This is a genomic window from Pseudomonas sp. GW821-FHT02B10, from assembly GCF_059421865.1.
The window spans coordinates 81,715-103,702 of sequence record NZ_JBWKVU010000014.1; the positions used below are offsets into that span (position 1 = coordinate 81,715).

Sequence of the window (21,988 nt, forward strand, 5' to 3'; positions counted from 1 at the left end):
CTTAATTTTCTGCGTCCCGCCCTTGTCCGCACTCTTACAGGAACTCGTTTACCGCTATCATGGCGCCCTTGAATCCCGCCAACGAGGCAGATAGATGTCGGCAACAAAAAGCGTAAACGGTTACCAGATCAAGCAGTTGAAAGACGGCCAGTGGTGGTTGGTCAGCGCCCAGGGCGAGAACGTCGCGGGACCTTTCGCCAGCGAGGCGATGGCGGTCGAAGTGGCATCGGTGTTCGAGGATTCCGCAGGCCACGCGTCGGCACGTCGCAGTCCCAAGTCCTGAGACGGCCTCTGCACCGAAGAGCCCTGCCCCGCGCAGGGCTTTTTCATGCCGACCTATACCGCAGTGGCGGTTCGCTATAGCATCTCGTCCCAGACGCTCGCCAAGGGTGTCCAGCCCTCCCCCGGGGCTCAAACTTCTCGACGACGACCACACCCATGCACAAACTTCTGGCACTGACTGCGGTACTGGCCCTGAGCGGATGCGCCACCGTTTCCGATACCTACCTGGAAAACGGCGAGCAAGGCCTGAGCATCGATTGCTCCGGCGAAGCCAGCTCCTGGGCCAGCTGCTATGAAAAGGCCGACGCCTCCTGTGCCGGCACCGGCTATCGGATCATTGGTACCGACGGCACGCCGTCGCTCAAGGAAAGCGACAAGACCCTGGGGGCGGACGTTGGCAACTACAAAAGCCGCAGCGTGGTGGTGGTCTGCAAGTAGCAGGCGCACGGCCTACATATGAATCTCGGCAAACTTGATGCCCAGGTTGCGAATGGTTTCGATCAGGTCGTCCAGTCGGTCGAATGACTCGACTTCATCGTTGTCATCCACCAGAAAATAGCTGCGCCCCGCGCTTTTCTTGAAGAATACGATCCATTCCCCGGAATTCGCCGGATTCTGAATCACATGGGTCGCAGAGATATGCCCCTCTGCATGCCTCTCCCGGACTGTTTCGCGCTTCATGCTTTCTCCCAAAAAACGATGCCGCCGAAACCTGGGTTTCGACGGCATCTTTGACAATGGCCGACAGTTTATCGGATGCCCTGGCCAATCAGCACGCCATCTACCGTCTGGCCATACAGATTGACCCCGTCGTTGGCGTGGAACTTGAGCCGGGTCTTCTCGATGGAGCCCTCCACCAGGCGCGGGTCCTGCGGTCGTTCATGGCGGTTGACGAACGCCGCCACGTCCCAAGCCTGCTGGTCGCTCAAGCTGCCGGCCTTGCCCAGGGGCATGTTGTATTTGATAAAGGACGCGGCCGTGTTGATCCGGTGCATGCCCGCGCCCCAGTTATAGGAGTCCTTGCCCCAGAGCGGCGGCATGACATAGTCGGCGCCGACCTTCTGGCCCTGGCCGTTGTCGCCATGGCAAACCGCGCATTGCGCCCGGTATACCTGCTCGCCGCGAGCCAGGTCGTAGCCCTGGGCCGATTGCGGCACCTCGGGGTAACCCCGCCCAGGCAACTCGACAGCGATCGGCGCCTTGCTCGCCAGCCAGTAGGAATACACCGACAAGGCGGTGATCTCGTAGCTGTCGGCGGCCGGCGGCGTGCCGTTCATGCTGAACTGGAAGCAGCCCTGCAAGCGTTCGGCGTAGGTGTTCACCTTGTTGTTCTTCTTACGGTAGGCCGGGTACATCGGATAGGCGCCCCACAGCGGCGCGGAGTTGGCCAGCCGCCCCTGATCCAGGTGGCAGTTGCTGCAATTGAGCCCATTGCCGACGAACTTCGGCGCCAGGCGCTTGGTATCGACGAACAGCGCATAACCGTCACGGACCATCTTGCCGTAGGCATTGTCCGGTAGCTCGCTCTCCGCCGGTGGCTGGAAATACCCGGGATGGGCAGCGTTCACCGCCGGCTCCCGCAACTGTGATTGGTCCTCCATGGCGACCGCGGCGCCATAAGCCTGGGCCGTCAGCAAGGCGAGGGAAAAGCCCAATAGAAGATCACGCTTCATGGCTTGGACTCCTGGTTATCGGCCTTGGCCAACTGACTGCCGACCTTGGCGAAATAATCGGCCACCGCCGTGATTTCCTCGGGGCTCAGGGCTTTGGCGATGTGTCCCATCAGGTCGTTCGGATCGTTGCGGCGCGTGCCGTCGCGCCAGGCATTCAATTGCCCGGCGAGGTACGCCGCGGGTTGCCCGGCCAACGGCGGAAAGGCGTCTCCCACGCCCACGCCACCCGGCCCATGACAGGTCACGCACTCCGGAACCTGCCGCTCCCAGGCGCCGCGCAAGGCCAGCCTCGCCCCCACGCCTTCAGCCAGGGAACTGCGGTTGATCGGCGCTGGCGTCGCAGCCGGCATGGCCGCCAGGGTCTGGCTGACCGCGTCTATCTCGTCATCGCTCAGGGCCTTGGCCAGTGGCTGCATGACCGGGTTGCTGCGCGCACCGCTGCGAAAATCTTCCAGCTGCTTGCGCAGATAACCCGCCGACAATCCTGCCAGGCGCGGAAACCCGGCGGCCGCCAGGCCCAGGCCATCGCCACCATGACAGGCCAGGCACGCCGTGGCGCCGGGCTGCGCTCCACCCTGGGTAAAGACTTTCTGCCCATCCACGGCCTGGGCATTGGCGACAAAAAACAGCATCAGGCTGCTCAGCAGTATTCGATCCACGGGGATCATGGTGAACTCCATTTTTCTAGTTATATTCTTAGGCTTATTTTATATAAGCCTACAAAGAGTAGGCCAATAGACCTTTGGCTACAACGCGAAACCAGCCGGGCCTGCCTTGCCACCGGGCACAAAAAAACCCGCCCTCGCCACGGAAATCCGGGCCAGGGCGGGCTGTTGAAAAATCCCTCGGCTATTAGCCGGAAATGCAGTCCTCCGCCGCCTTGCGGATATCGCCCGGACGCATGGGCACATTGGACATGCTTTCATGCAGCTTGATGCTGCTACCGCCGGAACGCTCCTCGATATCGAATACCGCGGTCGGGCCCGACGAGACTTTCTGCGGAACGATAATGCGCATGCCGTCCTTATGCGGTTCGACCTGCAACTGGCCACGGCTGTCAGCCAGTTTGTCGCTGACGCACTTGGCGTACTCCTGCGGCTTTTTCCCTGAAATCACGTTCAGGGTGGGCAATGTCTGGTTAATATCCGAGACCGTCGCACAGCCACTGATCGCCAAGGCCAGAATCAACACACCCCACTTCATACATTTCCTCCGATAAAGACCGTCCGACCGCAGAAATGGCATTTTTCTCCGGATCAGTCAGATTTATCCTAAATAATCGGCAAATAACTGTTTTAAATTGTCAAAGCCGCCTGCCGCGGCCTGATAAACTGCGCCATCGTTTTGATTTTGTAGCAGAAGCCCTTCTGGAGGCGCCCATGAAATTTATCCACCAGCGCGAGCACCTCAACGAAGACGATATCGTCGTCATCGAATGCTCCCAGGTCTGCAACATCCGCCTGATGAACGACGCCAACTTCCGAAGCTTCAAGAACGGCGGACGTCACACCTATCATGGCGGTGCGTTCGACAAGTTCCCGGCCAAGATCACCGCGCCGAGCACCGGCTTCTGGAATATCACCATCGACACCGTCAACCGCCGGCCCATCAGCGTTACCCGCAAGCCGAACCTGACCCACTCGATCAAGATCATCCGCCGGTCCAGCTCGAAACTGCGCTGAACCCCGCCCCAGCCCGCGACCAACAGGTATCACCGTGGCCCAAACGACCAAGTACGTCATCAAATACAAACTCAACGGCGAGCGCCGTTTCGAGTTCGCCCAGCTGGAAAGCGGCACTCAGGAAGAAGCCAAGGCCGCGCTGGAAGCCCTGCATGGCCAGACCGACGACGTCATCAGCGATGTCAGCGTGAGCAAGGCGCTGTAAGTCCCTGCTCGTAGAGCCTGTGACGAATTCGAGCGCAAGCGGCGGAGTGTGAGCGGCCCGCGCACTTCCCAGAATGGCGGACCTCAGCCTCTACTCCGGGAACCGCCAGCATGTCCGCCCCCTCCCTCGAACAACGTCTTGCCTGCCTGGACTGGGCCTCGATCGAGCAGCAGCTCGACCAGGACGGCAGCGCGGTGATCGACAACCTGCTCAGCGCCGACCAATGTCATGAGCTCGGCAGTCTGTATCCCCACAGCGAGTTGTTTCGTTCGCGGGTGGTCATGGCCAGGCACGGTTTCGGCCGCGGCGAATACCAGTATTTCGCCTACCCCTTGCCGCAACGGGTCGCCGAGTTGCGCGGCCAGTTCTATCCGCGCCTGGTGCCGCTGGCCAATCGCTGGAACCAGCTGATGAATATCCCCGTGCAATATCCGCCCCGGCATGAAGATTTTCTCCAGCGCTGCCACACCGCCGGTCAGCAGCGGCCGACACCCTTGTTGCTGCAATATGGCCCGCAGGATTACAACTGCCTGCACCAGGACTTGTATGGCGACAACGTATTCCCCTTGCAGGTCGCGATCCTCCTGTCCCGTCCCGGGATAGATTTCACTGGCGGTGAATTCGTCATCACCGAACAGCGCCCGCGCATGCAGTCGCGGCCGCAGGTCATCGGTCTGAAGCAGGGTGATGCGCTGATCTTCGCCGTGCATCATCGTCCGGTACCCGGCGTGCGCGGCCATTACCGGGTGACGTTGCGCCATGGCGTCAGCCGCCTGCACAGCGGTCGCCGCCATACGCTAGGAGTGATCTTCCACGATGCCCAGTAATTTCACCGGCGAGCTGTTCGGCGAACCCGAGCTGCAACAGGCCCCGCGCACCGAACAGATCGGCCCGCAGTCCTTTGTGCTTCACGGCTTCGCCCTGCCCTGGGTCGAGCGCCTGCTGCCGGCCCTGCGTGGCGTGCTACGCGCCGCGCCGTTCCGGCAGATGGTCACGCCGGGCGGTTTCACCATGTCGGTGGGCCTGAGCAGTTGCGGCCAGCTGGGCTGGACCACTGACCGCAGTGGCTACCGTTACACCGCCATCGATCCGCAGAGCGGCCAGCCTTGGCCGGCGATGCCCGAGGTGTTGCGCGAACTGGCCCGGGCCGCCGCGACCCAGGCCGGCTTTGCCGGGTTCGAACCGGACGCCTGCCTGATCAATCACTATGTGCCCGGCGCCCGCATGTCCCTGCACCAGGACAAGGACGAGCGCGATTACGATGCACCGATCGTCTCCGTCTCCCTGGGCTTGCCGGCGGTGTTTCAGCTGGGTGGCGAGCGCCGCAGCGACCGCCCGTTGCGGCTGCCGCTGCTGCATGGCGATGTGGTGGTCTGGGGCGGTGTCGACCGTCTGCGTTATCACGGCGTGCTGCCACTCAAGGAAGGCACGCACCCGCTGCTGGGCCCACGGCGCATCAACCTGACCTTTCGCCGGGCCGGTTGATCCCGCGGGAATTCAAGCGCAAGACTCGGAGTGCCAGGCACCCTGCCCTTGGTTAATCTGAGCGACATCCGCCACCGAGTAGAGCCCATGACCATGGTCCAGCCCACCAAGCCCACCACCGCCAGCGATCCACGCTGGCTCGCCGTCCTGGCCCGTGATGCGAGCGCCGATGGCCAGTTCGTCTATGGGGTGAAAACCACCGGGGTCTACTGCCGCCCCAGCAGCCTGTCGCGCCTGCCACGGCCGGAGAATGTCGAATTCTTCGACACCGCGGAGCAAGCCGAAGCCGCCGGTTACCGGCCGAGCAAACGCAGCGCCAGCGACCAGACCCAGGTGGCCGCGCACCATGCCAGCCTGGTGGCCGCCGCGTGCCGGCAGATCGAGTCGGCCGAAACGCTGCCCAGCCTGAAACAGCTGGCCGAGCAAGCCGGCATGAGCAGCTTCCACTTTCACCGGGTGTTCAAGGCCGCCACCGGGCTGACCCCGAAAGGCTACGCCAGCGCCCACCGTTCGCGGCGGGTGCGGCGCCAACTGGAGCACGGCCACTCGGTGACCGACGCGCTGTACGACGCCGGCTTCAATTCCAACAGCCGCTTCTACGAAACCGCCGACCAGTTGCTCGGCATGAAACCCAGCGACTACCGCGCCGGCGGCCTGAACGCCGATATCCGCTTCGCCGTCGGCCAGTGCTCCCTGGGCGCGATCCTGGTCGCCCAGAGCAACCGCGGGGTCTGCGCGATCCTGCTGGGCGACGACCCCAATGCCCTGGTGCAGGATCTGCAGGACAAATTCCCGCGGGCCAACCTGATCGGCGCCGACCAGGGTTTCGAGCAACTGGTGGCCAAGGTGGTGGGGTTTATCGAAGCGCCGGCGCTTGGCCTGGACCTGCCGCTGGACCTGCAAGGCACGGCGTTCCAGGAGCGGGTGTGGCTGGCCCTCAAGGAGATTCCGCCGGGCAGCACCGCCAGCTACGCCGAGATCGCCCAGCGTATCGGCGCGCCGAAGTCCTTTCGCGCCGTGGCCCAGGCCTGTGGGGCCAACAGCCTGGCGGTGGCGATCCCTTGCCACCGGGTGGTGCGCAGCGACGGCAACCTGTCCGGCTACCGCTGGGGCGTGGAGCGCAAGCGTCAGTTGCTCGAACGCGAGAACTCGTCCGAGGCCTGAATGCCGATGTACACCGACACCGATTCCGGCCCGGTGTACACCTCGAAGTCTGTGGCGAAGCGCCGGCGGACCTGCGGGTTGTCCTCGAAGTAAGCCCAGACCAGGCCCCAGGTCTGGATCACCATGTCGGGCATCGGCCCCTTGGCGGAGAACGCCAGGTACTCGCCGCCCTGCACCTGCACCAACGGATAACCGGCGTTGCCTTCGCCCACCGCTACGCCGGCGGTGACATCGAAGTGCCCCGAGGCATCGGACTCGTAGTTGGAGTACACGCCATAGATGAACGAGTCCGACTGCCGGTGACCGATGCTGTCGAACAAGCCTTCGACAAAAAACCGCTCCCACATCGGCCCGATCCGCGCGCTGTCCGCTTGTTGCTCGTCGGCATTGCAGGTGCGTACCTGCAAGCCCGAGACACAGAACGGCTGAACCTCTCGCAGTTTGACATCCATGCTGGGTACTCCTGTCTGGCGTTTATCTGGGTGATCGGCGCGCACGGTATCAGCGATTCACATCCACCACCACGCGCCCGCGCAGCTCGCCGGCCAACAGGCGCGACGCGGCGGCGATGGCTTCACTGAGGCCGATCTCATGGCTGATCAACGGCAGCAGGGCCGGGTCCAGATCGCGGGTGAGGCGCTGCCAGGCCTCGATCCGCCGGGCCTTGGGCTGGGTCACGCTGTTGATCCCGGCCAGGGTCACGCCCCGCAGGATGAAGGGCGCCACCGACGCCGGGAAGTCCATGCCCTGGGCCAGCCCGCAGGCGGCCACGATGCCGTTGGCCTTGGTGCTGGCGCAGGCATTGGCCAGGGTATGGCTGCCCACCGAGTCGATCACCGCCGCCCAACGCTCCTTGGCCAACGGCTTGCCCGCCGCGGACAGGCTGGCGCGGTCGATGACCTCGCTGGCGCCCAGGCGCTTGAGGTAGTCCTGCTCGGCAATGCGCCCCGTGGACGCCACCACCCGATAACCCAGCCGGGCCAGCAAGGCTATGGCGAAGCTGCCGACCCCGCCATTGGCCCCGGTGACCAGCACCTCCCCCTGGCCCGGGGTCAGGCCATGGCGCTCCAGCGCCAGGATACTGAGCATCGCCGTATACCCCGCCGTGCCGATGGCCATGGCCTCGGCCGCGCTGAACGCCTGGGGCAAGGGAATCAGCCAGTCGCCGTCCAGCCGTGCCTTCTGCGCCAGGCCGCCCCAATGCCCTTCACCCACGCCCCAACCGTTGAGCAGCACCGAGTCGCCGGGTTGATAGTCCGGGTGGCTGCTGGACTCGACAATGCCTGCCAGATCGATCCCCGGGACCATGGGAAACTTGCGCACCACCGGGCTGCTGCCGGTGATGGCCAGGCCGTCCTTGAAGTTCAGGGTGCTGTAGGTCACCCGCACCGTCACGTTGCCCTCGGGCAGTTGCTCTTCGCCAATATCACGCAGCGCCGCGCGATAACCGGCGTCGTCTTTCTCGATCAAAATACCCTTGAACATCACTGCCTCCCACCAGGCCCATGGCCGGGCCGTGAACTTGAGTTTCAGGTTACAAAGCTCCCACCTTCCCAGCCCGGACGGGAAAAATCCACGCTCTTTTCGTCGTAGGCCGCCCACGCCCCGCTCCTGCAAGTGATCGTGCCACCCCAGCCAAAGTCGACTGGCCTTGACCAACCCTCTCCTGATACAAACCCCGGATTGCCGTCCTTCTTTTTTTGACGTCGGAGAATCATTCAACATGAGTCAATGGCCTGACACCCGTATTCTCGACCTGCTGGGCATCGAGCTGCCGATCATCCAGGCGCCGATGGCCGGAGCGACCACTACCGCCATGGTGATCGCCGCCGCCCAGGCCGGTGGTCTGGGTTCCCTGCCCTGCGCCATGCTGACGGCCGAGCAGATCCGCCAGGATGTCCAGAGCATCCGCCAGGCGACCCGCGCGCCGCTGAACCTGAATTTCTTCTGCCATCAGAACCCGCTACCCGACCCGGAACGGGAAACCCGCTGGAAAAATACCCTGGAACCCTACTACCGCGAGCTCGGCGTCGATTTCGATGCGCCGACCCCGGTCAGCAGCCGCGCGCCCTTCGACACCGTCAGTTGCGAACTGGTGGAAGAACTGCGCCCGGAAATCGTCAGCTTCCACTTCGGCCTGCCGGAGCCGGCCCTGCTCGCGCGGGTCAAGGCCACCGGGGCGAAGATCCTGTCGTCGGCCAGCACTGTCGATGAAGCCGTCTGGCTGGAACAGCACGGCTGCGATGCGATCATCGCCATGGGCTACGAGGCCGGCGGCCATCGGGCGATCTTCCTCAGCGAAGACCTCAACACTCAGGTCGGCACCATGGCCCTGGTGCCGCAGATCGTCGATGCGGTGCGGGTGCCGGTGATCGCCGCCGGCGGGATCGGCGACGCCCGCGGCATAGTCGCGGCCTTTGCCCTCGGGGCCTCGGCGGTGCAACTGGGCACCGCCTACCTGTTCACCCCGGAAGCCAAGGTCAGTGCCGCCCACCATAAGGCCCTGCGTACCGCCAAGGAGAGCGAAACCGCCCTGACCAATCTGTTCACCGGGCGCCCGGCGCGGGGCATTCTCAACCGGGTGATGCGCGACATCGGCCCGATCAGCCCCCTGGCGCCGGCCTTCCCCCTCGCCGGTGGCGCGCTGATGCCGCTGCGCGCCAAGGACGACGCCGACTTCGCCAGCCTCTGGTCCGGCCAGGCATTGCGCCTCGGGGTCGAACTGCCGACCGCGGAACTGACCCGTACCCTGGCCGCCCAGGCCCTGGCCAAGCTGACCAGCCGCTAAACCCGGCACGCCGCGACTGCGGTCGCGGCGTTTTGCGCACAACCTCCATTTGCCCTCAAGGCCGCGCGACCTTTGCAGTTCCGTTCGCTGGCGATTCGCTATATATTTCCGTATACAGCGTTTCACCCCCCGGTGCCGTCCATTTCCAATACCGCCAACCGCCCAACGTCCCTTCGCCAATGGAGCTGTTCATGAACCGTCGTCTCTCAGGTTTTGCCCCGACCTGCCTTGCCGCCTTGCTCGCCGCCTGCGCTTTGGGCCCGGCCCAGGCCGCTGAAGTGCAGGTGGCGGTCGCCGCCAACTTCACCGCGCCGATCCAGGCCATCGCCGCCGACTTCGAGAAAGACACCGGGCACAAGCTGGTGGCCGCCTATGGCGCTACCGGGCAGTTCTATACCCAGATCAAGAACGGCGCGCCGTTCGAAGTGTTCCTCGCCGCCGACGACAGCACCCCGGAAAAACTCGACAGCGAAGGCGCCACCGTCAAAGGCTCGCGCTTCACCTACGCCATCGGCACCCTGGCGCTGTGGTCGGCCAAGGCTGGCTACGTCGACAGCCAGGGCCAGGTGCTCAAGGCCAACCAGTACCAGCACCTTTCCATTGCCAACCCGAAAGCCGCGCCTTACGGCCTGGCCGCCACCCAGGTATTGGCCAGGCTGGGCCTGAGCGAGCAGGTCAAGGGCAAGCTCGTCGAAGGCCAGAACATCACCCAGACCTATCAGTTCGTCTCCACCGGCAACGCCGAACTGGGCTTTGTCGCCTTGTCGCAGATCTACAAAGACGGCAAAGTCAGCAGCGGCTCGGCCTGGATAGTCCCGGCCGAGATGCACGACCCGATCAAACAAGACGCGGTGATCCTCGACAAGGGCAAGGACAACCCGGCGGCCAAGGCCCTGGTTGACTACCTCAAGGGACCGAAAGCCGCTGCCATCATCCAGTCCTACGGTTACCAACGCTAAATGCCGCTATCGAGTGCCGACTTTTCCGCCATCTGGCTGACCCTGCAACTGGCGTCGCTGACGACCCTGATCCTGCTGATCGTCGGTACGCCGATTGCGTTATGGCTGTCGCGCACGCGCTCGTGGCTGCGGGGGCCGATCGGCGCCATCGTCGCCCTGCCCCTGGTCCTGCCGCCGACGGTGATCGGCTTTTACCTGCTGCTCGCCCTCGGCCCCAACGGCTCCATCGGCCAGCTCACCCAGGCCCTCGGCCTGGGCACCCTGACCTTCAGTTTCAGCGGCCTGGTGATCGGTTCGGTGATCTATTCCATGCCCTTTGTCGTGCAGCCGCTGCAGAACGCCTTTACCGCGATCGGCACCCGTCCGCTGGAAGTGGCGGCGACCTTGCGCGCCAACCCCTGGGACACCTTCTTCAGCGTGATCCTGCCGCTGGCCAGGCCCGGCTTCATCACCGCGGCCATTCTCGGGTTCGCCCACACCGTCGGCGAGTTCGGCGTGGTGCTGATGATCGGCGGCAATATTCCCGAGAAGACCCGGGTGGTCTCGGTGCAGATCTACGACCATGTCGAAGCCCTGGAATACGCCCAGGCCCACTGGCTGGCCGGTGCCATGCTGGTGTTCTCGTTCCTGGTGTTGCTGGCGCTGTACTCCAGCCGCAAAACCCGCGCTGGCTGGAGTTGAATCGTGAGTGCATCGATCCATGTGCGCCTCAAGCGCACCTATAAAGAGTTCAGCCTCGACCTCGACCTGCAGCTGCCAGGCCGTGGCGTCACCGCGTTGTACGGGCACTCCGGCTCCGGCAAGACCACCTGCCTGCGTTGCATCGCCGGCCTGGAACAGGCCGAACAGGGCCTGGTGCGGATCAACGACGAAGTCTGGCAGGACAGCCAGCGCCAACTGTTCGTGGCGCCGCACAAACGCTCCCTGGGTTATGTGTTCCAGGAAGCCAGCCTGTTCGCCCACCTGTCGGTGCAGGCCAACCTGGAGTTCGGCCTCAAGCGCATCCCGCGCGCGCAGCGCCGTGTGGACATGGCCCAGGCCACCGAATTGCTGGGCATCGGCCATCTGCTGCAGCGTCACCCGCACAACCTGTCCGGCGGCGAACGCCAGCGTGTCGGCATTGCCCGCGCGCTGCTCACCAGCCCGCGGCTGCTGCTGATGGACGAACCCTTGGCGGCCCTCGACAGCAAACGCAAAAGCGAGATCCTGCCGTACCTCGAACGCCTGCATGACGAGCTGGAAATCCCGGTGCTGTACGTCAGCCATTCCCAGGATGAAGTGGCGCGCCTGGCCGACCATATCGTCCTGCTGGAAAACGGCCGCGCCCTGGCCAGTGGGCCGATCGGCGAAACACTGGCCCGTCTCGACCTGCCCCTGGCTCTGGGCGACGACGCCGGGGTGGTGATCGAAGGCCAGGTCAGCCACTACGACGCCGGTTACCAGTTGCTCGCCCTGCAACTGCCCGGCAGCCAGCTGCGGGTGCGGGTTGCCCATGCGCCGATGGCCATCGGCAAGCACTTGCGCTTCAAGGTCCAGGCGCGGGACGTCAGCCTCAGCCTGCAAGCGGGCGAGCACAGCAGCATCCTCAACCGCCTGCCGGTGACGGTCAGCGGCGAAATCCCCGCCGACAACACCGCGCATGTCCTGGTGCGCCTGGACGTCGCCGGCAACCCGCTGCTGGCACGGATCACCCGCTATTCCCGCGACCAGCTGGAGCTGCACCCGGGCCAGCAACTCTGGGCCCAGATCAAGGCGGTGGCCGTGCTCGCCTGAGCCGGGCGCCGGGCGCAACCGTTTCTCGCGAGCTGGCTCGCGATAGCCGCGCCGCAGGTTGTCATCCGGTCCTCCCGCGCGTTAGGCTAGCCGCCCTTCCCCGTCACCGGACGATTGCCGACGTGAACAACTAAGCCTTCCAGAAATGTATTCGCGACAAGCCGCCTTGCAGCGCTTGTTGGCCTTTTTCGACATTTTCCGGAGGTGCTGATGACTCACGTCACACGGCTGCCTGCGCTGGTTTCCCTGAACCAGCTGACCTTCCAGTTCGCCCATGGCGAAACCCTGTTCGATTCGCTCGACCTGACATTCGATGCCTTGCCCACCGGCATAGTCGGGCGCAATGGCACCGGCAAGAGCGTGCTCGCGCGCCTGATCGCCGGCGAACTTTCACCGTCCTCGGGCAGCGTCACGCGCTTCGCCCGCGTGGCCTATGTGGCCCAGGAACATCTGGCGCAGGAGGGCCAGAGCGTTGCCCAGGTCGCCGGCATCGCTGAGGCCCTGGCCGCCCTCGGGCGCCTCGCCGCGGGCCAGGCCTCGATGGCCGACCTGGCGCAGGCAGATGAGCGCTGGGACCTTGGCGAACGCCTGCGCCGCCTGCTGGACGAGGCCGGTCTCGACAGGATCGGCCCCAACGATCCGGCCGCCAGCCTCAGCGGTGGGCAACGCGCGCGTATCGCGGTGATCGGCGCCCTGCTCAGCGATGCCCAGTTGCTGATACTCGACGAACCGAGCAACCACCTCGACGAGCCCGGTCGCCAGTGGCTGCTGACGCAGCTTCAACAGTGGCGCGGCGGACTGCTGCTGATCAGCCATGACCGCCAGTTGTTGGCGCAGATGCAGCGCATCGTCGAACTCACGCCCCAGGGCGCGCGAATCTACGGCGGCAACTACGCGGCGTTCCGCGCCCAGCGCGAAGCCGAGCACGGCGCCGCGCGGGCCGCCCTGGAACACGCCCGAACCGAACGCAGTCGCGAACAAAAGCGCCTGCAGCGCGAGCATGACACTATCCAGCGCCACGCCGCCGGCGCCCGACGTTATGCCGACACTGCCAACATAGCCAGCTTTGAACGGATGAAGATAAAGGGCGCCGCCCGGGACATCATGGGCCATGTACGCAACCGCCAGCAGGGCCACAAGGACAGCCTCGATCAGCAGGTCCGCGACGCCTACGCGCGGCTGGTGCCGCAGGCGCCAACCCTGGTGACGCTGCCCGGCACCGCGGTGCCCCAGGGACAACAGGTGTTCTGCCTGACCCGAGCACAACTGCCCTGGCTGCCGCCCGAGGCCGCTGCCAGCTACCTCGACCTGACCGTCACCGGGCCCATGCGCATCGCAGTCAGCGGGCCCAACGGCTGCGGAAAGTCCACGCTGCTGAAGATGCTCGCCGGCGAGATCCAGCCCTTGAGCGGCCAATGCGAAGTGCGGGTGGCCAGCGCCTGCCTTGACCAGCGCCTGTCGCTGCTCGATCCCGAGCGTTCGATCCTCGACCACCTGGGAGCCCTCGACCGGCCACTGCAGGAAGGCCTGCTGCGCAGCCGCCTGGCCTTGCTGCAACTCGACGCCCAGCGCGTGACCCAGCCCTGTGGCCGGCTCAGCGGTGGCGAACGGCTCAAAGCCGCGCTGGCGATTGCCCTGTGGCGCGACACACCGGCCAAGCTATTGCTTCTGGACGAGCCGACCAACCACCTGGACCTGGAATCGGTGGAAGCCTTCGAAAGCGCCCTGCGCGATTTCCCCGGCGCGATGCTGGTGGTGTCCCACGACCGCGAGTTCCTCGCCGCCATGGCGCCCAGCCACTGGCTGCAATGGACGCCAGCCGGCTGGAGACTGGACGAGGAAAACCAATGAACAGGCTTTTGCACGAATTTCAAAGTTGCTTCTATAGTTGCTCTGAGCAGCTATCAACCAGGGAAGCGCCATGGAAGACATTTTTGTCGTAAAGCGCTGCAACAAGATCATCATCCAGGGGCGACGCGCCGGGGAAGCCGCCCACGGCGCGCCGATCGCCGCCCACTGGTACCGCATCGCCGACACCCGCACCGACGGCTTCATCGGCGATGGCTACGACCTGGAAGAGGATGCCGTGCGCGAGTGCCGCCGGCTCAATGCCGCCAGCTGCCGCGCCTGAAACCGTGGACAACCGGGGGCTGCGGCCACTCGCTGGCAATGATGAAATTTCTTTCACTGTGAACCCGCCAAGGCTTCGCTAAAGTGGCTCACGCTTATTGAAGACTCCCGACTGGCCCACCGCTCCCCGGTGGGTCTTTTTTATGGGCGATCGCCAAGGGCCGGGCGGCGCTCTGGCAGAGCATGCCAGGCATAAAAAAGCCCCGCACACGGGCGGGGCTGCGCGATGCGGGTAGCCGTCGCTTACTTGAGCCTGACAGCGGTGCCGGTGACAAACACCACCACCATGCCGCCACGGCCGCTGGGCATGCTGATCTCGTAGTCCAGGCCGAGCACCGCATCCGCGCGCAGATCGCGGGCGCGCTCCTTGATCTCGTCGGTCGCCTGCACCCGGGCTTCTTTCAGCGCCCGCTCCAGGGTCTGGGAACGCCCACCGAAAAAATCGCGCATCCCGGCGAAGACATCCCGCACGACGTTGATCCCCTGCACGGACTCGGCGCTCACGATATCCAGGTACTCGGCGATCTCTCGCCCCGCGATCGCGTGGGTGGTAGTGATAATCACGGCATTCTCCTTTGACCGGCGCGACCCTGCCCTGAACCCGGGCGGGGTCGCAAAAAAACGCGATGGTAACAGACCCTCCGCGGGTGGCGATGGAGAGCATGCCGGACGCGGTTGCCGCAGCGGCCTGCAAGGCGATGCCAAGGGCGAGCCTGTCCGTGATTAAATCCGCCAGCGGATAACCGCTGATCCTTTCCCACCTGGAGTATTCACATGGATGTCATTCAGTCGCGAGCCCCCGAACAATGCGCAGGCATGGAGGATATCCGCCGCGAGATCGATCGCCTCGACCAGGCTGTCATCAAGCTGCTGGGCGAACGTTTCCGGTACGTCTTGGCCGCGTCGAAATTCAAGACCTCGGAAAACGCCGTGCGCGCCCCCGAGCGCTTTCGCGCCATGCTCCTGCAACGCCGGGAATGGGCCCAGGCCGAAGGCCTGAGCGCCGACGCCATCGAAAAGCTCTACAGCGACCTGGTGCAACACTTCATCGAAGAGGAGCTCAAGGGCTGGAAATCCGCCCAGGCCCAGTCACCGGCCTGAGGGCAAAAGAAAACCCGACAGCCAGGGAACAAGCCAGGCTGCCGGGCAGGGTCGTGGATGGGGTTATCGGGTATTGGCCCCTCGCGCAGCCTTCTTGGCCTTCGCCTTGTAGGCCGGCAAGGCTGCCGCGTAGGCCAGGGCCTCCTCCCGGGTGCCAAAGGAACCAAGACGGTCGCCTTTGGTGCAGACCCGCCAGGGGCCGCTGTTGACGCTGACCACGTCATAGCCGTTCATGTGCATCTTGTTCAGCATTGGAACGCTCATAATCGCCTCCCTTTCGGTAGAGATCGGCCGAGGTTGTCGCGAACACCTTACACCCGGTCCGCGCGGGTGGGGGTTCCATCCATCGCCACGGGGCGGGAACGCGCGGCCGGTCTTTCACTTGGGCTTCAGGTTTCCCAGAGGGTCATACGCCCGGGACTTGGGTTCTTTCTCCGGCCTGTTGTCCCTGGGCGCTTTCGCCGGACCTATCGGGTCCACCTGCGGATCGGCCAGATCCGGAGAGTCAGGGTCGAAGCCCAGTTCGTCCTTGCCGGAAGCGTGCTCGGATGAACGCGGGCCCGTTGGCCTGTTCGTACTCATGGATACCTCCCGACCACGATGGAATGTCTTTCAATGAGAGGGCCATTCTCATGCAGGGTGCAAAACAGCTGACGAATGGTAATCGATCAAACAGCGTTTTCTGCCGTGCTTATGGCGTTTTGGCAGGTCTGCCGGAGCCGAATCATGAGCTGCGTTATCAGCCCGTACCCAGGCCTGCGTTTCGTCGCCCTGTCGTTGCTAGGGGCATAGCGCAAGCGCACACTGGCTGCAGCTGACGGATCAGCTCCCCCTCTGCAAAAAGCCCGCCCATGCGGGCTTTTTGTCTATCCGCCCTCCCCGCGTCCCGTCTTTCACGAATACGAATACGACCCGCTGCCCTCGTCGCTCGGCTTTACTTCAACTGATGCACCCAGGCGTCTCTTCATGACGCTTACCATCGGGAGCCCTGCCATGAACAAAACACTTATCGTCATGACCGTTCTGCTGTCAGCCGTCGCCGGCTGCACCAGCGACGCTCATGTCTACCGCAATCAGCCGCTGGTGGCGAAGGTCGAGACCGGCATGACCCAGGAACAAGTCCGGCAGATCGGCGGCGAACCTGTGGCCGTCACCCCTCGCACCGTGGAACTCGGCACCTGCTTCGACTATGTGTTGACCCAGGCCGGCCATAACCAGCCGTTCAATGTCAGCTTCGACGGCAATGGCAAAGTCGACCACAAAAGCTTCCTCACCTGCGCCGAATGGAGCCACGCCCAGCAGAAAGCCAGGGCGCCAGGCAGCGGCACGGAAGACATGGGTGGCGGCTATTAAGCAGCGCTGGCCAGAATTGGCGGCGATTGCGGGTGGGCATGGCCAGATGAAATTTCTTTCACTGTGAGCCGAGCGCCAGGCGGGTAGATTCCACCCTGCTCATTCAACTATTGGCCCGCTCCCCGCGGGCTTTTTTTTGCCTTGCAGGAGGCCCTTGAGGAAGGAGCCAAAGTGGCATCGAGTGGCGGGAAGGCTCGCTGAAGGCAAATTCCAGGCAAAAAAAAGCCCAAGTAGCTGATGGACACTTGGGGCTAAAAATGCATAAACCGTGGTAGGTGAACGCGGGGCTATCTTAACGTCCCGAAGAACATGTAACAATATATTTTGAGGTTATTTTTACCCTAAATATTTTCTAAGCCCTTAAATAACCACATGTTTTTTCTGGCAATGGCCGATTCGTCACCTTGTTGGCGCCAGCAAAAAAGCGCCACCGCCCTTATTTTCACATGACTACGCCTGCGTGAACCGCTTGCCCGCCATCAGGCATACAGGATCACGCACTCCGAAAACGAGGAAAACTCACCGGCTTCCACTGGCCCGTTGGCGCTGACCAACCTTGCCGCGAAGGACAGCCTGAAACCCGGTGCCACCGGGTATTCGGCACGCCCTTCATGGCCCAGAAGCACGACTTTTCCCTCGCTGTCCAGCAGTTGAACGCCCACATTGCGTGCGGAGCCAGCCTCTTCATAGTCATTCATCAAGATCACACCATCGCTGGTGATGCCATCAAAGTAGACCTGGACCTTGCTCGCCCCCTTGAGCCTGTCTTCGTTCAGCTCGACGCTGAAAAACTGCGGAAGGCTGCCACCCGCCTGAAGCACATCAAGGCTCGATGTACCCAGTTCGACCACCTGCTCCATGCCGCTGGAGCGCCGACGTGAGACGCCTGGAATACCACTCGCCCCCAGGCCATTATCAGGATCGATCGTCCACGCGGGTGCGGTAACCCTGGCGCGAAAATCAAAGAACTTACCAACATTTTGAGTGGGCATTATTTATTCCTTTAATTGAATGCAAACATGCGATCGGTTCAGTCCGGAGCAGCCACCCAGGCCGCTCTCCCTGCCTGTCGCCATGCACTTTTTCAATGGGCGAAACGCAGCCGGCTCGATAGTCGATGCCAGTCAAAAAAGCGCACACGGCGAACGCTGAAACCTTAGAACGGCGCCAAATCGGCGTCCCTAGGACACTTCCGAAACGCTCCACTCAATTATCAGATCGCGCTGGAATGTTGCTGAAGAGGTGGCTCGGCAAAATCTCCGCCAAGGCGGTTATCCGTACTTGAGCCAACGAAAAACAGGAGGCACTGGAATCGAACCAGCATCAGGATGTTGGGGGAGTGCCGGACGCCGCATGTCAGGCAAAAAGCCCGGTCTTGCACCGGGCTTGCTGGTGGGCCGGCCCGGAATCAGTCCAGGGCGTCGTGCAGGACTTCGTAGATGATGCCTGTCGCGATGGCGACCAGGATCAAATCAGTGCCGGCCTGTTGCCACTCATAGCCGTCATAGTGCGGTAGGCGGCCGAGCATCCGGCCATCGAGTTTTTTCGCGATGCCCGGCGGCAGTGGCTTGCCTCGGGCCAGGTTTTTCTGGATGCCCGGCGGCAGGGCCGGCCCGGGTGACCAGTAGTCACGACTGTCGCCAATGATCACGCGAACACCGCCGACATCGACTTGAGGGCCGTCATACCTCCCGCCCTGCTTGTAGTCCTGGGATTTGTTGCCTTTATTGCCATGTCCGCCCTGATTGCCATGGGGGTTGCCCTTGCCGTTCCCTGGGTCCGCATACAAGGCAGTCGAGCCGAATAAAAACGCGGCGCTTGCTAAAACAGCTACAACCGAACGAGTCGTCATCTCTGCAATCCTCTGCATGAATCCAGCCGTGGTGCCATTCGTCATGACACCCGAACTATAGACATCCGATTGCGTCTTAGTTCATGCAAACCTCTCCTTATCTATGGAAGCGATCATGCTTTTAAAGAAAAAAAATCTCGTGACTGCCGTGACCTGTGTACTGATGCTGGCTGCAGCTCCTCTGCTCCCCATGACGTCCGCTTATGCCAAGGACGGTGGCGGCCATGGTGGCGGAAATGGCGGTGGCAACGGCGGGGGGCATGGCGGTGGTAACAGTGGTGGTCATGGTGGCCAGGCAGGTGGTCACTCGGGAGGGGTCAGCAGCAAGGGCCATAACGGCGGCCTGAAAAGCGACCCAGCCGGCAAATCGGTTCGCAATCTTGGAGAAAATGGCAACCATTACGGCAGCATTCGTAATGACAGCAACGGCCATGGCTCGACCACTTCCGGCGTGGCTCACTCCAAAGATACCCGCGGGCTGTCAAAAGCCACCGCGATCTCGGACACCACGCCCGGGGACCACAACTCGAAAGGCCTGGGCAAAGCCAGCGTCTCCTCGAGCAAGAATGATCGATAGACCCAGCCTCATGCTCTCCAGCTGAATCGGTTTCAACACCCTCGGTTGGTCAGCATCGCCCCGCATGAAAAGCCCGGCCCAGCGCCGGGCTTTTTAGTACCTGCCTGTGCCCGGCGGCACCCTCTTCTGCCCTCATGGCTCGGGCACAGATGAAACTATCTTTAAGTAACCTTCATGAAGCGAAGCGCCTGAGTGCCTACCCTTGCGGGACCGACAAAGTGAACTACAGGAGTAACCCACGATGTTTTCCCATGAAGGTCTCGGTCTGATGTCCATCTTCATTGTCCTGCTGCTGTGCGTGCTGGCGATGTTCATTCATCCTGTGCACGCACTCTGGAGCTGGGTTCAAAGGCGTAGACGCAGGTTGTCGGTAGAAAACGCGGGGCGTGAAGGCAAGCCCTATTCTTTGCGCTGAACAGGCACCCATCCAACGAGGCCCGGCCATGTCCGGGCTTCTGCCTTCTTGCTTCTACAGAACCGCTCTGGCTCAGAGTCGCGCCCTTGGTTGGCGCCGGTCGATCGCAACCGCGATCGCCGCCAGCAGGATCGCCAGGGCGTAGGCAAAGAGCCCCAGGTTGACGCCCAGGATCAACTTCTCCGAACCATCGGTGAGCACCATCGACCCACCGTAAGACTGCCGAAGCCCGTAAGCCAGCAAGAAGCCACCCGTGACGAACACCGTCAGCAGGCTGGACAGGCGAAGATTGCCCTTCAACCACACCAGCCACAGGCTGAATGCGCCGATCGCCGTATTGGTGAACAGCTGCCAGACCTCATGCAACCGGGCGTGCGGCTCCCAGGCCGGGTTGAAAACATGGGTCTGATTGATCTCCAGCACCGGTACCACAACGGCGTAGAAGATTATCCCGATCGTCACGAGCAGCTTTGCTATCACCTGGAATCTCCTTGTGAGCGCGGCAAAACGTCAGTGCTTCAGCAGCCTATAAGGACACGCAAACGAATAAAGATCACGTTCGATATGCGCCAAAAGTCAGGGGAAAATGACGGTCCGGACACAGCCAATGGGTACCGCTCGTCCAGACCGGGGTGCCCTGCCCCGTTCCTCATCTACACCTTTAACCATGGACTTCCGGTCGTATTCATCCGACCTCTTCAGCGCCGCTCTTGGATATGGATAGAGAGGATCGGGCAGCCGGCATTCGATTCGATGGCACACGAAGCGCCATGCGAAACCGCAGTACCTCAAGCTTCGGGCTTCATTTCTCAAGGAACGGAAAAATGATCACGAACTGCACGAACTGGCATGCCTGGCTGGACACCATGCCACCCAAACCGGACGAGCTTCATGTCGTTGGAGACGTTGAAGTTGCCAACCCAGGGGTCAAGGCCTATCTGACGGTACGAGTCCCGCAGGGTATCAACCCGGCAATACTCCTGCTGGATCTGCACCTGTACCAAAGACCAGGGCAATGGATTCAGACAATCACCTGCACGCAAGTCAGGTTCACCCGGGTGCTGCCGCCCAACGCCACGCTCTACACCGCTGTAGAAATCTTCCACAACGGCGAACGAATCGCGTACATCGACGAAATCCCACACATCTCCTGACTGATCCGTACTGAATCAGTGGAGCCTTGATATCCGACTGCGACCGCCTGATCCTCGATCAGTCGGTCGCCTCCCCCGCCGCACTCCTGCATCTTTTAATATGTCGGCTCTTGAACTGGCCAGCGCCTGCTTCTAGCCTGCAACCCGTTGTCAGGAAAAGCGCAAGAGAAATGATCAGAAGATTTGAACAGCAAGATATGGATGCCGTGCTGGACATCTGGCTGCAGGCTTCGCTGAAAGCCCACAATTTTATCGACGCCTCATTCTGGCAGTCGCAAGTCGACAACATGCGCAACCTGTACCTCCCGGCGTCAGAGACCTATGTCATCGAGCGACAATCCAAAGTGCGGGGTTTCTATTCGCTGCACGACGACCAGTTGGCCGCCCTCTTTGTTGCACCTGAATTCCAGGCCAAGGGGATTGGCAAGCAACTGCTCGCCCATGCCAGGGCACAGCGTCCCGTGTTGAGCCTGGCGGTGTACAAGGACAATACGGCCAGCTGCGGCTTTTACCTGGCACAAGGCTTTGTCGTGACCCACGAGCAGACGGATGAGCAAACGGGGCAGCAGGAATACCTTATGAGCAGCCCCCCGCTCTGATCCATGTAGCCCGTCACGGTATATCCAGCCCTGGCTTTTTATTGCCCTCCAAAAAATCCAAAAGCCCAGCGTACGAGCTGGGCTTTGCATGGCCAAAAACTGAATCAATGAGGCTGACGCTGCCTCTGCAACTCTGCCTTTAACCAGCTGCTTGCCGGTTGCGAGCCCGTAGGACAGCGCACCTCATAAGCCTTGCCACTCATGCTGCTTTTAGTGGCCGCGAGGTCGATAAAGTCCTCCGCGCTGCTCACCATGTTCTTGCCCTCGAGGTAATTCAGTTTTTTCTCCAGGTGCTGTCGTGCCTGGGGGGCTGGATACTCGGTGCCATTACGCACGAACTGGCACTGGCTGTGCTCGACAAAGTCCAGCAAGCCCTTTATCTCCCGGGCTGCCTGAGGCGTCGTTTGCGCCTGCGCGTTACTCGCCATTGCCAAGACCCCCAAACCAGCCGCCATCAGCCATCGAGCCCGTTCACCGGTAAAAATTCGCATCCTTCGTCCTTGTCTTGAAACTGAGCAATATTGTCGGATCTGGCCGAGTATCACCCGGCACCAGGTCGGTCAAACTTCGATAGGGAAAGTCGGCTGAACTTCCTGCTTCATATCCGCGTTTTCTGTCGCGGCCTCAAGTTTGGCCAGGAAGGCTGGGTTCAATTTGGCTTCAAGCAGATTGACCTGCTCTACCGCCCTCTTTTGCTCAACCCTCTTGGCAAGTTCTGCATAAGACAGTCTGGGTGCCGCGTTTTGAATAGTTATCACTGAAGCTCTTCCTTGGTTCATCCGTCCAGCCCACCAGA

At 62.4% G+C, this 21,988-nt stretch carries 33 protein-coding genes; 19 read left to right on the plus strand and 14 right to left on the minus strand.

Annotated features, from left to right (window positions below):
- Nucleotides 1-94 precede the first annotated feature (94 nt).
- Both AC07VU_RS25240 and AC07VU_RS25245 read left to right on the plus strand, forming a co-directional pair.
- Nucleotides 95-283, plus strand: a complete 189-nt coding sequence (locus tag AC07VU_RS25240; RefSeq protein WP_007921742.1) for a hypothetical protein — start codon at nt 95-97, stop codon at nt 281-283.
- Nucleotides 284-438: 155 nt separating this feature from the next.
- A complete protein-coding gene (locus AC07VU_RS25245; RefSeq protein WP_007921741.1) occupies nt 439-720 on the plus strand; it encodes a hypothetical protein in 282 nt (93 codons plus the stop codon).
- Between the two features lie 12 nt (nt 721-732).
- Here AC07VU_RS25245 and AC07VU_RS25250 read toward each other — a convergent pair whose 3' ends face one another.
- The 4 genes from AC07VU_RS25250 to AC07VU_RS25265 form a co-directional block, all read right to left on the minus strand.
- Complete coding sequence (locus AC07VU_RS25250) at nt 733-963, minus strand: hypothetical protein (RefSeq protein ID WP_007921740.1); 231 nt, start codon at nt 961-963, stop codon at nt 733-735.
- 68 nt (nt 964-1,031) lie between these two features.
- Entirely contained in the window at nt 1,032-1,955 is a 924-nt protein-coding gene (locus AC07VU_RS25255; RefSeq protein WP_277588984.1) for a c-type cytochrome, read from the minus strand.
- Nucleotides 1,952-2,623 carry a c-type cytochrome gene (locus AC07VU_RS25260; protein ID WP_007921737.1) on the minus strand — a complete coding sequence of 224 codons (672 nt, stop codon included), beginning with the start codon at nt 2,621-2,623 and terminating at the stop codon, nt 1,952-1,954. Before AC07VU_RS25260 ends, AC07VU_RS25255 begins: the two co-directional genes overlap by 4 nt.
- A gap of 184 nt (nt 2,624-2,807) precedes the next feature.
- Nucleotides 2,808-3,158: a hypothetical protein gene (locus AC07VU_RS25265; protein WP_053261499.1), complete on the minus strand. Its 351-nt coding sequence runs from the start codon at nt 3,156-3,158 to the stop codon at nt 2,808-2,810.
- A gap of 176 nt (nt 3,159-3,334) precedes the next feature.
- Between AC07VU_RS25265 and AC07VU_RS25270 the strand changes: the two genes are divergently transcribed.
- The 5 genes from AC07VU_RS25270 to ada all read left to right on the plus strand — a co-directional run bounded on the left by AC07VU_RS25270 (nt 3,335) and on the right by ada (nt 6,491).
- Nucleotides 3,335-3,637, plus strand: coding sequence for a DUF1883 domain-containing protein (locus tag AC07VU_RS25270; protein WP_007921735.1), 303 nt, complete (start codon nt 3,335-3,337; stop codon nt 3,635-3,637).
- A 34-nt stretch (nt 3,638-3,671) separates the two neighbouring features.
- The gene (locus AC07VU_RS25275; RefSeq protein ID WP_007921734.1) at nt 3,672-3,842 is read left to right on the plus strand and encodes a hypothetical protein; all 171 of its coding nucleotides are present in this window, start codon (nt 3,672-3,674) and stop codon (nt 3,840-3,842) included.
- A gap of 110 nt (nt 3,843-3,952) precedes the next feature.
- Nucleotides 3,953-4,669 (plus strand): 2OG-Fe(II) oxygenase, encoded by a 717-nt coding sequence (locus AC07VU_RS25280; RefSeq protein WP_053261500.1) that lies wholly within the window; start codon nt 3,953-3,955, stop codon nt 4,667-4,669.
- Nucleotides 4,659-5,327: a DNA oxidative demethylase AlkB gene (gene alkB / locus AC07VU_RS25285; protein ID WP_277588986.1), complete on the plus strand. Its 669-nt coding sequence runs from the start codon at nt 4,659-4,661 to the stop codon at nt 5,325-5,327. Before AC07VU_RS25280 ends, alkB begins: the two co-directional genes overlap by 11 nt.
- 87 nt (nt 5,328-5,414) lie before the next feature.
- Nucleotides 5,415-6,491, plus strand: a complete 1,077-nt coding sequence (gene ada, locus AC07VU_RS25290; RefSeq protein WP_495030686.1) for a bifunctional DNA-binding transcriptional regulator/O6-methylguanine-DNA methyltransferase Ada — start codon at nt 5,415-5,417, stop codon at nt 6,489-6,491.
- Here ada and AC07VU_RS25295 read toward each other — a convergent pair.
- On the minus strand, nt 6,455-6,943 hold the full coding sequence (locus tag AC07VU_RS25295) for a GyrI-like domain-containing protein (RefSeq protein ID WP_495030687.1): 489 nt from the start codon (nt 6,941-6,943) through the stop codon (nt 6,455-6,457). The genes ada and AC07VU_RS25295 overlap by 37 nt on opposite strands.
- Before the next feature lie 49 nt (nt 6,944-6,992).
- A complete protein-coding gene (gene acuI, locus AC07VU_RS25300; protein ID WP_495030688.1) occupies nt 6,993-7,976 on the minus strand; it encodes an acrylyl-CoA reductase (NADPH) in 984 nt (327 codons plus the stop codon).
- A 238-nt stretch (nt 7,977-8,214) separates the two neighbouring features.
- On the opposite strand from acuI, the gene AC07VU_RS25305 reads away from it, so the two are divergent.
- The 6 genes from AC07VU_RS25305 to AC07VU_RS25330 all read left to right on the plus strand — a co-directional run bounded on the left by AC07VU_RS25305 (nt 8,215) and on the right by AC07VU_RS25330 (nt 14,142).
- A complete protein-coding gene (locus tag AC07VU_RS25305) occupies nt 8,215-9,279 on the plus strand; it encodes an NAD(P)H-dependent flavin oxidoreductase (protein ID WP_495030689.1) in 1,065 nt (354 codons plus the stop codon).
- A gap of 191 nt (nt 9,280-9,470) precedes the next feature.
- Entirely contained in the window at nt 9,471-10,238 is a 768-nt protein-coding gene (gene modA, locus AC07VU_RS25310) for a molybdate ABC transporter substrate-binding protein (protein WP_495030690.1), read from the plus strand.
- On the plus strand, nt 10,239-10,919 hold the full coding sequence (gene modB / locus AC07VU_RS25315; RefSeq protein ID WP_123411458.1) for a molybdate ABC transporter permease subunit: 681 nt from the start codon (nt 10,239-10,241) through the stop codon (nt 10,917-10,919). It begins immediately after the preceding gene.
- 3 nt (nt 10,920-10,922) lie between these two features.
- Entirely contained in the window at nt 10,923-12,011 is a 1,089-nt protein-coding gene (modC, locus tag AC07VU_RS25320; protein ID WP_274303480.1) for a molybdenum ABC transporter ATP-binding protein, read from the plus strand.
- A gap of 210 nt (nt 12,012-12,221) precedes the next feature.
- Nucleotides 12,222-13,862: an ABC-F family ATP-binding cassette domain-containing protein gene (locus AC07VU_RS25325; protein ID WP_274303481.1), complete on the plus strand. Its 1,641-nt coding sequence runs from the start codon at nt 12,222-12,224 to the stop codon at nt 13,860-13,862.
- A gap of 70 nt (nt 13,863-13,932) precedes the next feature.
- Nucleotides 13,933-14,142 carry a hypothetical protein gene (locus AC07VU_RS25330; protein ID WP_053261509.1) on the plus strand — a complete coding sequence of 70 codons (210 nt, stop codon included), beginning with the start codon at nt 13,933-13,935 and terminating at the stop codon, nt 14,140-14,142.
- Nucleotides 14,143-14,384: 242 nt separating this feature from the next.
- On the opposite strand, the gene AC07VU_RS25335 is transcribed toward AC07VU_RS25330, so the two are convergent.
- On the minus strand, nt 14,385-14,705 hold the full coding sequence (locus AC07VU_RS25335) for a YbjQ family protein (protein WP_007921708.1): 321 nt from the start codon (nt 14,703-14,705) through the stop codon (nt 14,385-14,387).
- A 210-nt stretch (nt 14,706-14,915) separates the two neighbouring features.
- Between AC07VU_RS25335 and AC07VU_RS25340 the strand changes: the two genes are divergently transcribed.
- Nucleotides 14,916-15,242, plus strand: coding sequence for an isochorismate lyase (locus tag AC07VU_RS25340; RefSeq protein ID WP_495030691.1), 327 nt, complete (start codon nt 14,916-14,918; stop codon nt 15,240-15,242).
- Nucleotides 15,243-15,305: 63 nt separating this feature from the next.
- On the opposite strand, the gene AC07VU_RS25345 is transcribed toward AC07VU_RS25340, so the two are convergent.
- Together AC07VU_RS25345 and AC07VU_RS25350 are read right to left on the minus strand one after the other, a co-directional pair.
- Entirely contained in the window at nt 15,306-15,506 is a 201-nt protein-coding gene (locus tag AC07VU_RS25345) for a hypothetical protein (protein ID WP_007921704.1), read from the minus strand.
- Between the two features lie 114 nt (nt 15,507-15,620).
- Nucleotides 15,621-15,824, minus strand: a complete 204-nt coding sequence (locus AC07VU_RS25350) for a DUF6021 family protein (RefSeq protein WP_007921703.1) — start codon at nt 15,822-15,824, stop codon at nt 15,621-15,623.
- Nucleotides 15,825-16,235: 411 nt separating this feature from the next.
- Here AC07VU_RS25350 and osmE point away from each other — a divergent pair, with 411 nt between their 5' ends.
- On the plus strand, nt 16,236-16,595 hold the full coding sequence (gene osmE, locus AC07VU_RS25355; RefSeq protein WP_495030692.1) for an osmotically-inducible lipoprotein OsmE: 360 nt from the start codon (nt 16,236-16,238) through the stop codon (nt 16,593-16,595).
- Between the two features lie 479 nt (nt 16,596-17,074).
- Here osmE and AC07VU_RS25360 read toward each other — a convergent pair whose 3' ends face one another.
- Together AC07VU_RS25360 and AC07VU_RS25365 are read right to left on the minus strand one after the other, a co-directional pair.
- The gene (locus AC07VU_RS25360) at nt 17,075-17,587 is read right to left on the minus strand and encodes a fimbrial protein (protein WP_495030693.1); all 513 of its coding nucleotides are present in this window, start codon (nt 17,585-17,587) and stop codon (nt 17,075-17,077) included.
- Between the two features lie 416 nt (nt 17,588-18,003).
- The gene (locus AC07VU_RS25365; protein WP_007921700.1) at nt 18,004-18,447 is read right to left on the minus strand and encodes an anti-virulence regulator CigR family protein; all 444 of its coding nucleotides are present in this window, start codon (nt 18,445-18,447) and stop codon (nt 18,004-18,006) included.
- A gap of 115 nt (nt 18,448-18,562) precedes the next feature.
- On the opposite strand from AC07VU_RS25365, the gene AC07VU_RS25370 reads away from it, so the two are divergent.
- Together AC07VU_RS25370 and AC07VU_RS25375 are read left to right on the plus strand one after the other, a co-directional pair.
- Nucleotides 18,563-19,024 carry a hypothetical protein gene (locus AC07VU_RS25370; RefSeq protein WP_009044241.1) on the plus strand — a complete coding sequence of 154 codons (462 nt, stop codon included), beginning with the start codon at nt 18,563-18,565 and terminating at the stop codon, nt 19,022-19,024.
- A gap of 241 nt (nt 19,025-19,265) precedes the next feature.
- Nucleotides 19,266-19,439 (plus strand): hypothetical protein, encoded by a 174-nt coding sequence (locus AC07VU_RS25375; protein WP_495030694.1) that lies wholly within the window; start codon nt 19,266-19,268, stop codon nt 19,437-19,439.
- A 72-nt stretch (nt 19,440-19,511) separates the two neighbouring features.
- On the opposite strand, the gene AC07VU_RS25380 is transcribed toward AC07VU_RS25375, so the two are convergent.
- The gene (locus AC07VU_RS25380) at nt 19,512-19,919 is read right to left on the minus strand and encodes a hypothetical protein (RefSeq protein ID WP_274303499.1); all 408 of its coding nucleotides are present in this window, start codon (nt 19,917-19,919) and stop codon (nt 19,512-19,514) included.
- A 344-nt stretch (nt 19,920-20,263) separates the two neighbouring features.
- Here AC07VU_RS25380 and AC07VU_RS25385 point away from each other — a divergent pair, with 344 nt between their 5' ends.
- Together AC07VU_RS25385 and AC07VU_RS25390 are read left to right on the plus strand one after the other, a co-directional pair.
- Nucleotides 20,264-20,593 (plus strand): hypothetical protein, encoded by a 330-nt coding sequence (locus AC07VU_RS25385; RefSeq protein ID WP_150051761.1) that lies wholly within the window; start codon nt 20,264-20,266, stop codon nt 20,591-20,593.
- 170 nt (nt 20,594-20,763) lie between these two features.
- The gene (locus AC07VU_RS25390; RefSeq protein ID WP_274303501.1) at nt 20,764-21,192 is read left to right on the plus strand and encodes an N-acetyltransferase; all 429 of its coding nucleotides are present in this window, start codon (nt 20,764-20,766) and stop codon (nt 21,190-21,192) included.
- 104 nt (nt 21,193-21,296) lie between these two features.
- On the opposite strand, the gene AC07VU_RS25395 is transcribed toward AC07VU_RS25390, so the two are convergent.
- Nucleotides 21,297-21,683 carry a YfeK family protein gene (locus AC07VU_RS25395; RefSeq protein WP_495030695.1) on the minus strand — a complete coding sequence of 129 codons (387 nt, stop codon included), beginning with the start codon at nt 21,681-21,683 and terminating at the stop codon, nt 21,297-21,299.
- 69 nt (nt 21,684-21,752) lie between these two features.
- Nucleotides 21,753-21,950, minus strand: a complete 198-nt coding sequence (locus AC07VU_RS25400; protein ID WP_274303505.1) for a hypothetical protein — start codon at nt 21,948-21,950, stop codon at nt 21,753-21,755.
- Nucleotides 21,951-21,988 lie beyond the last annotated feature (38 nt).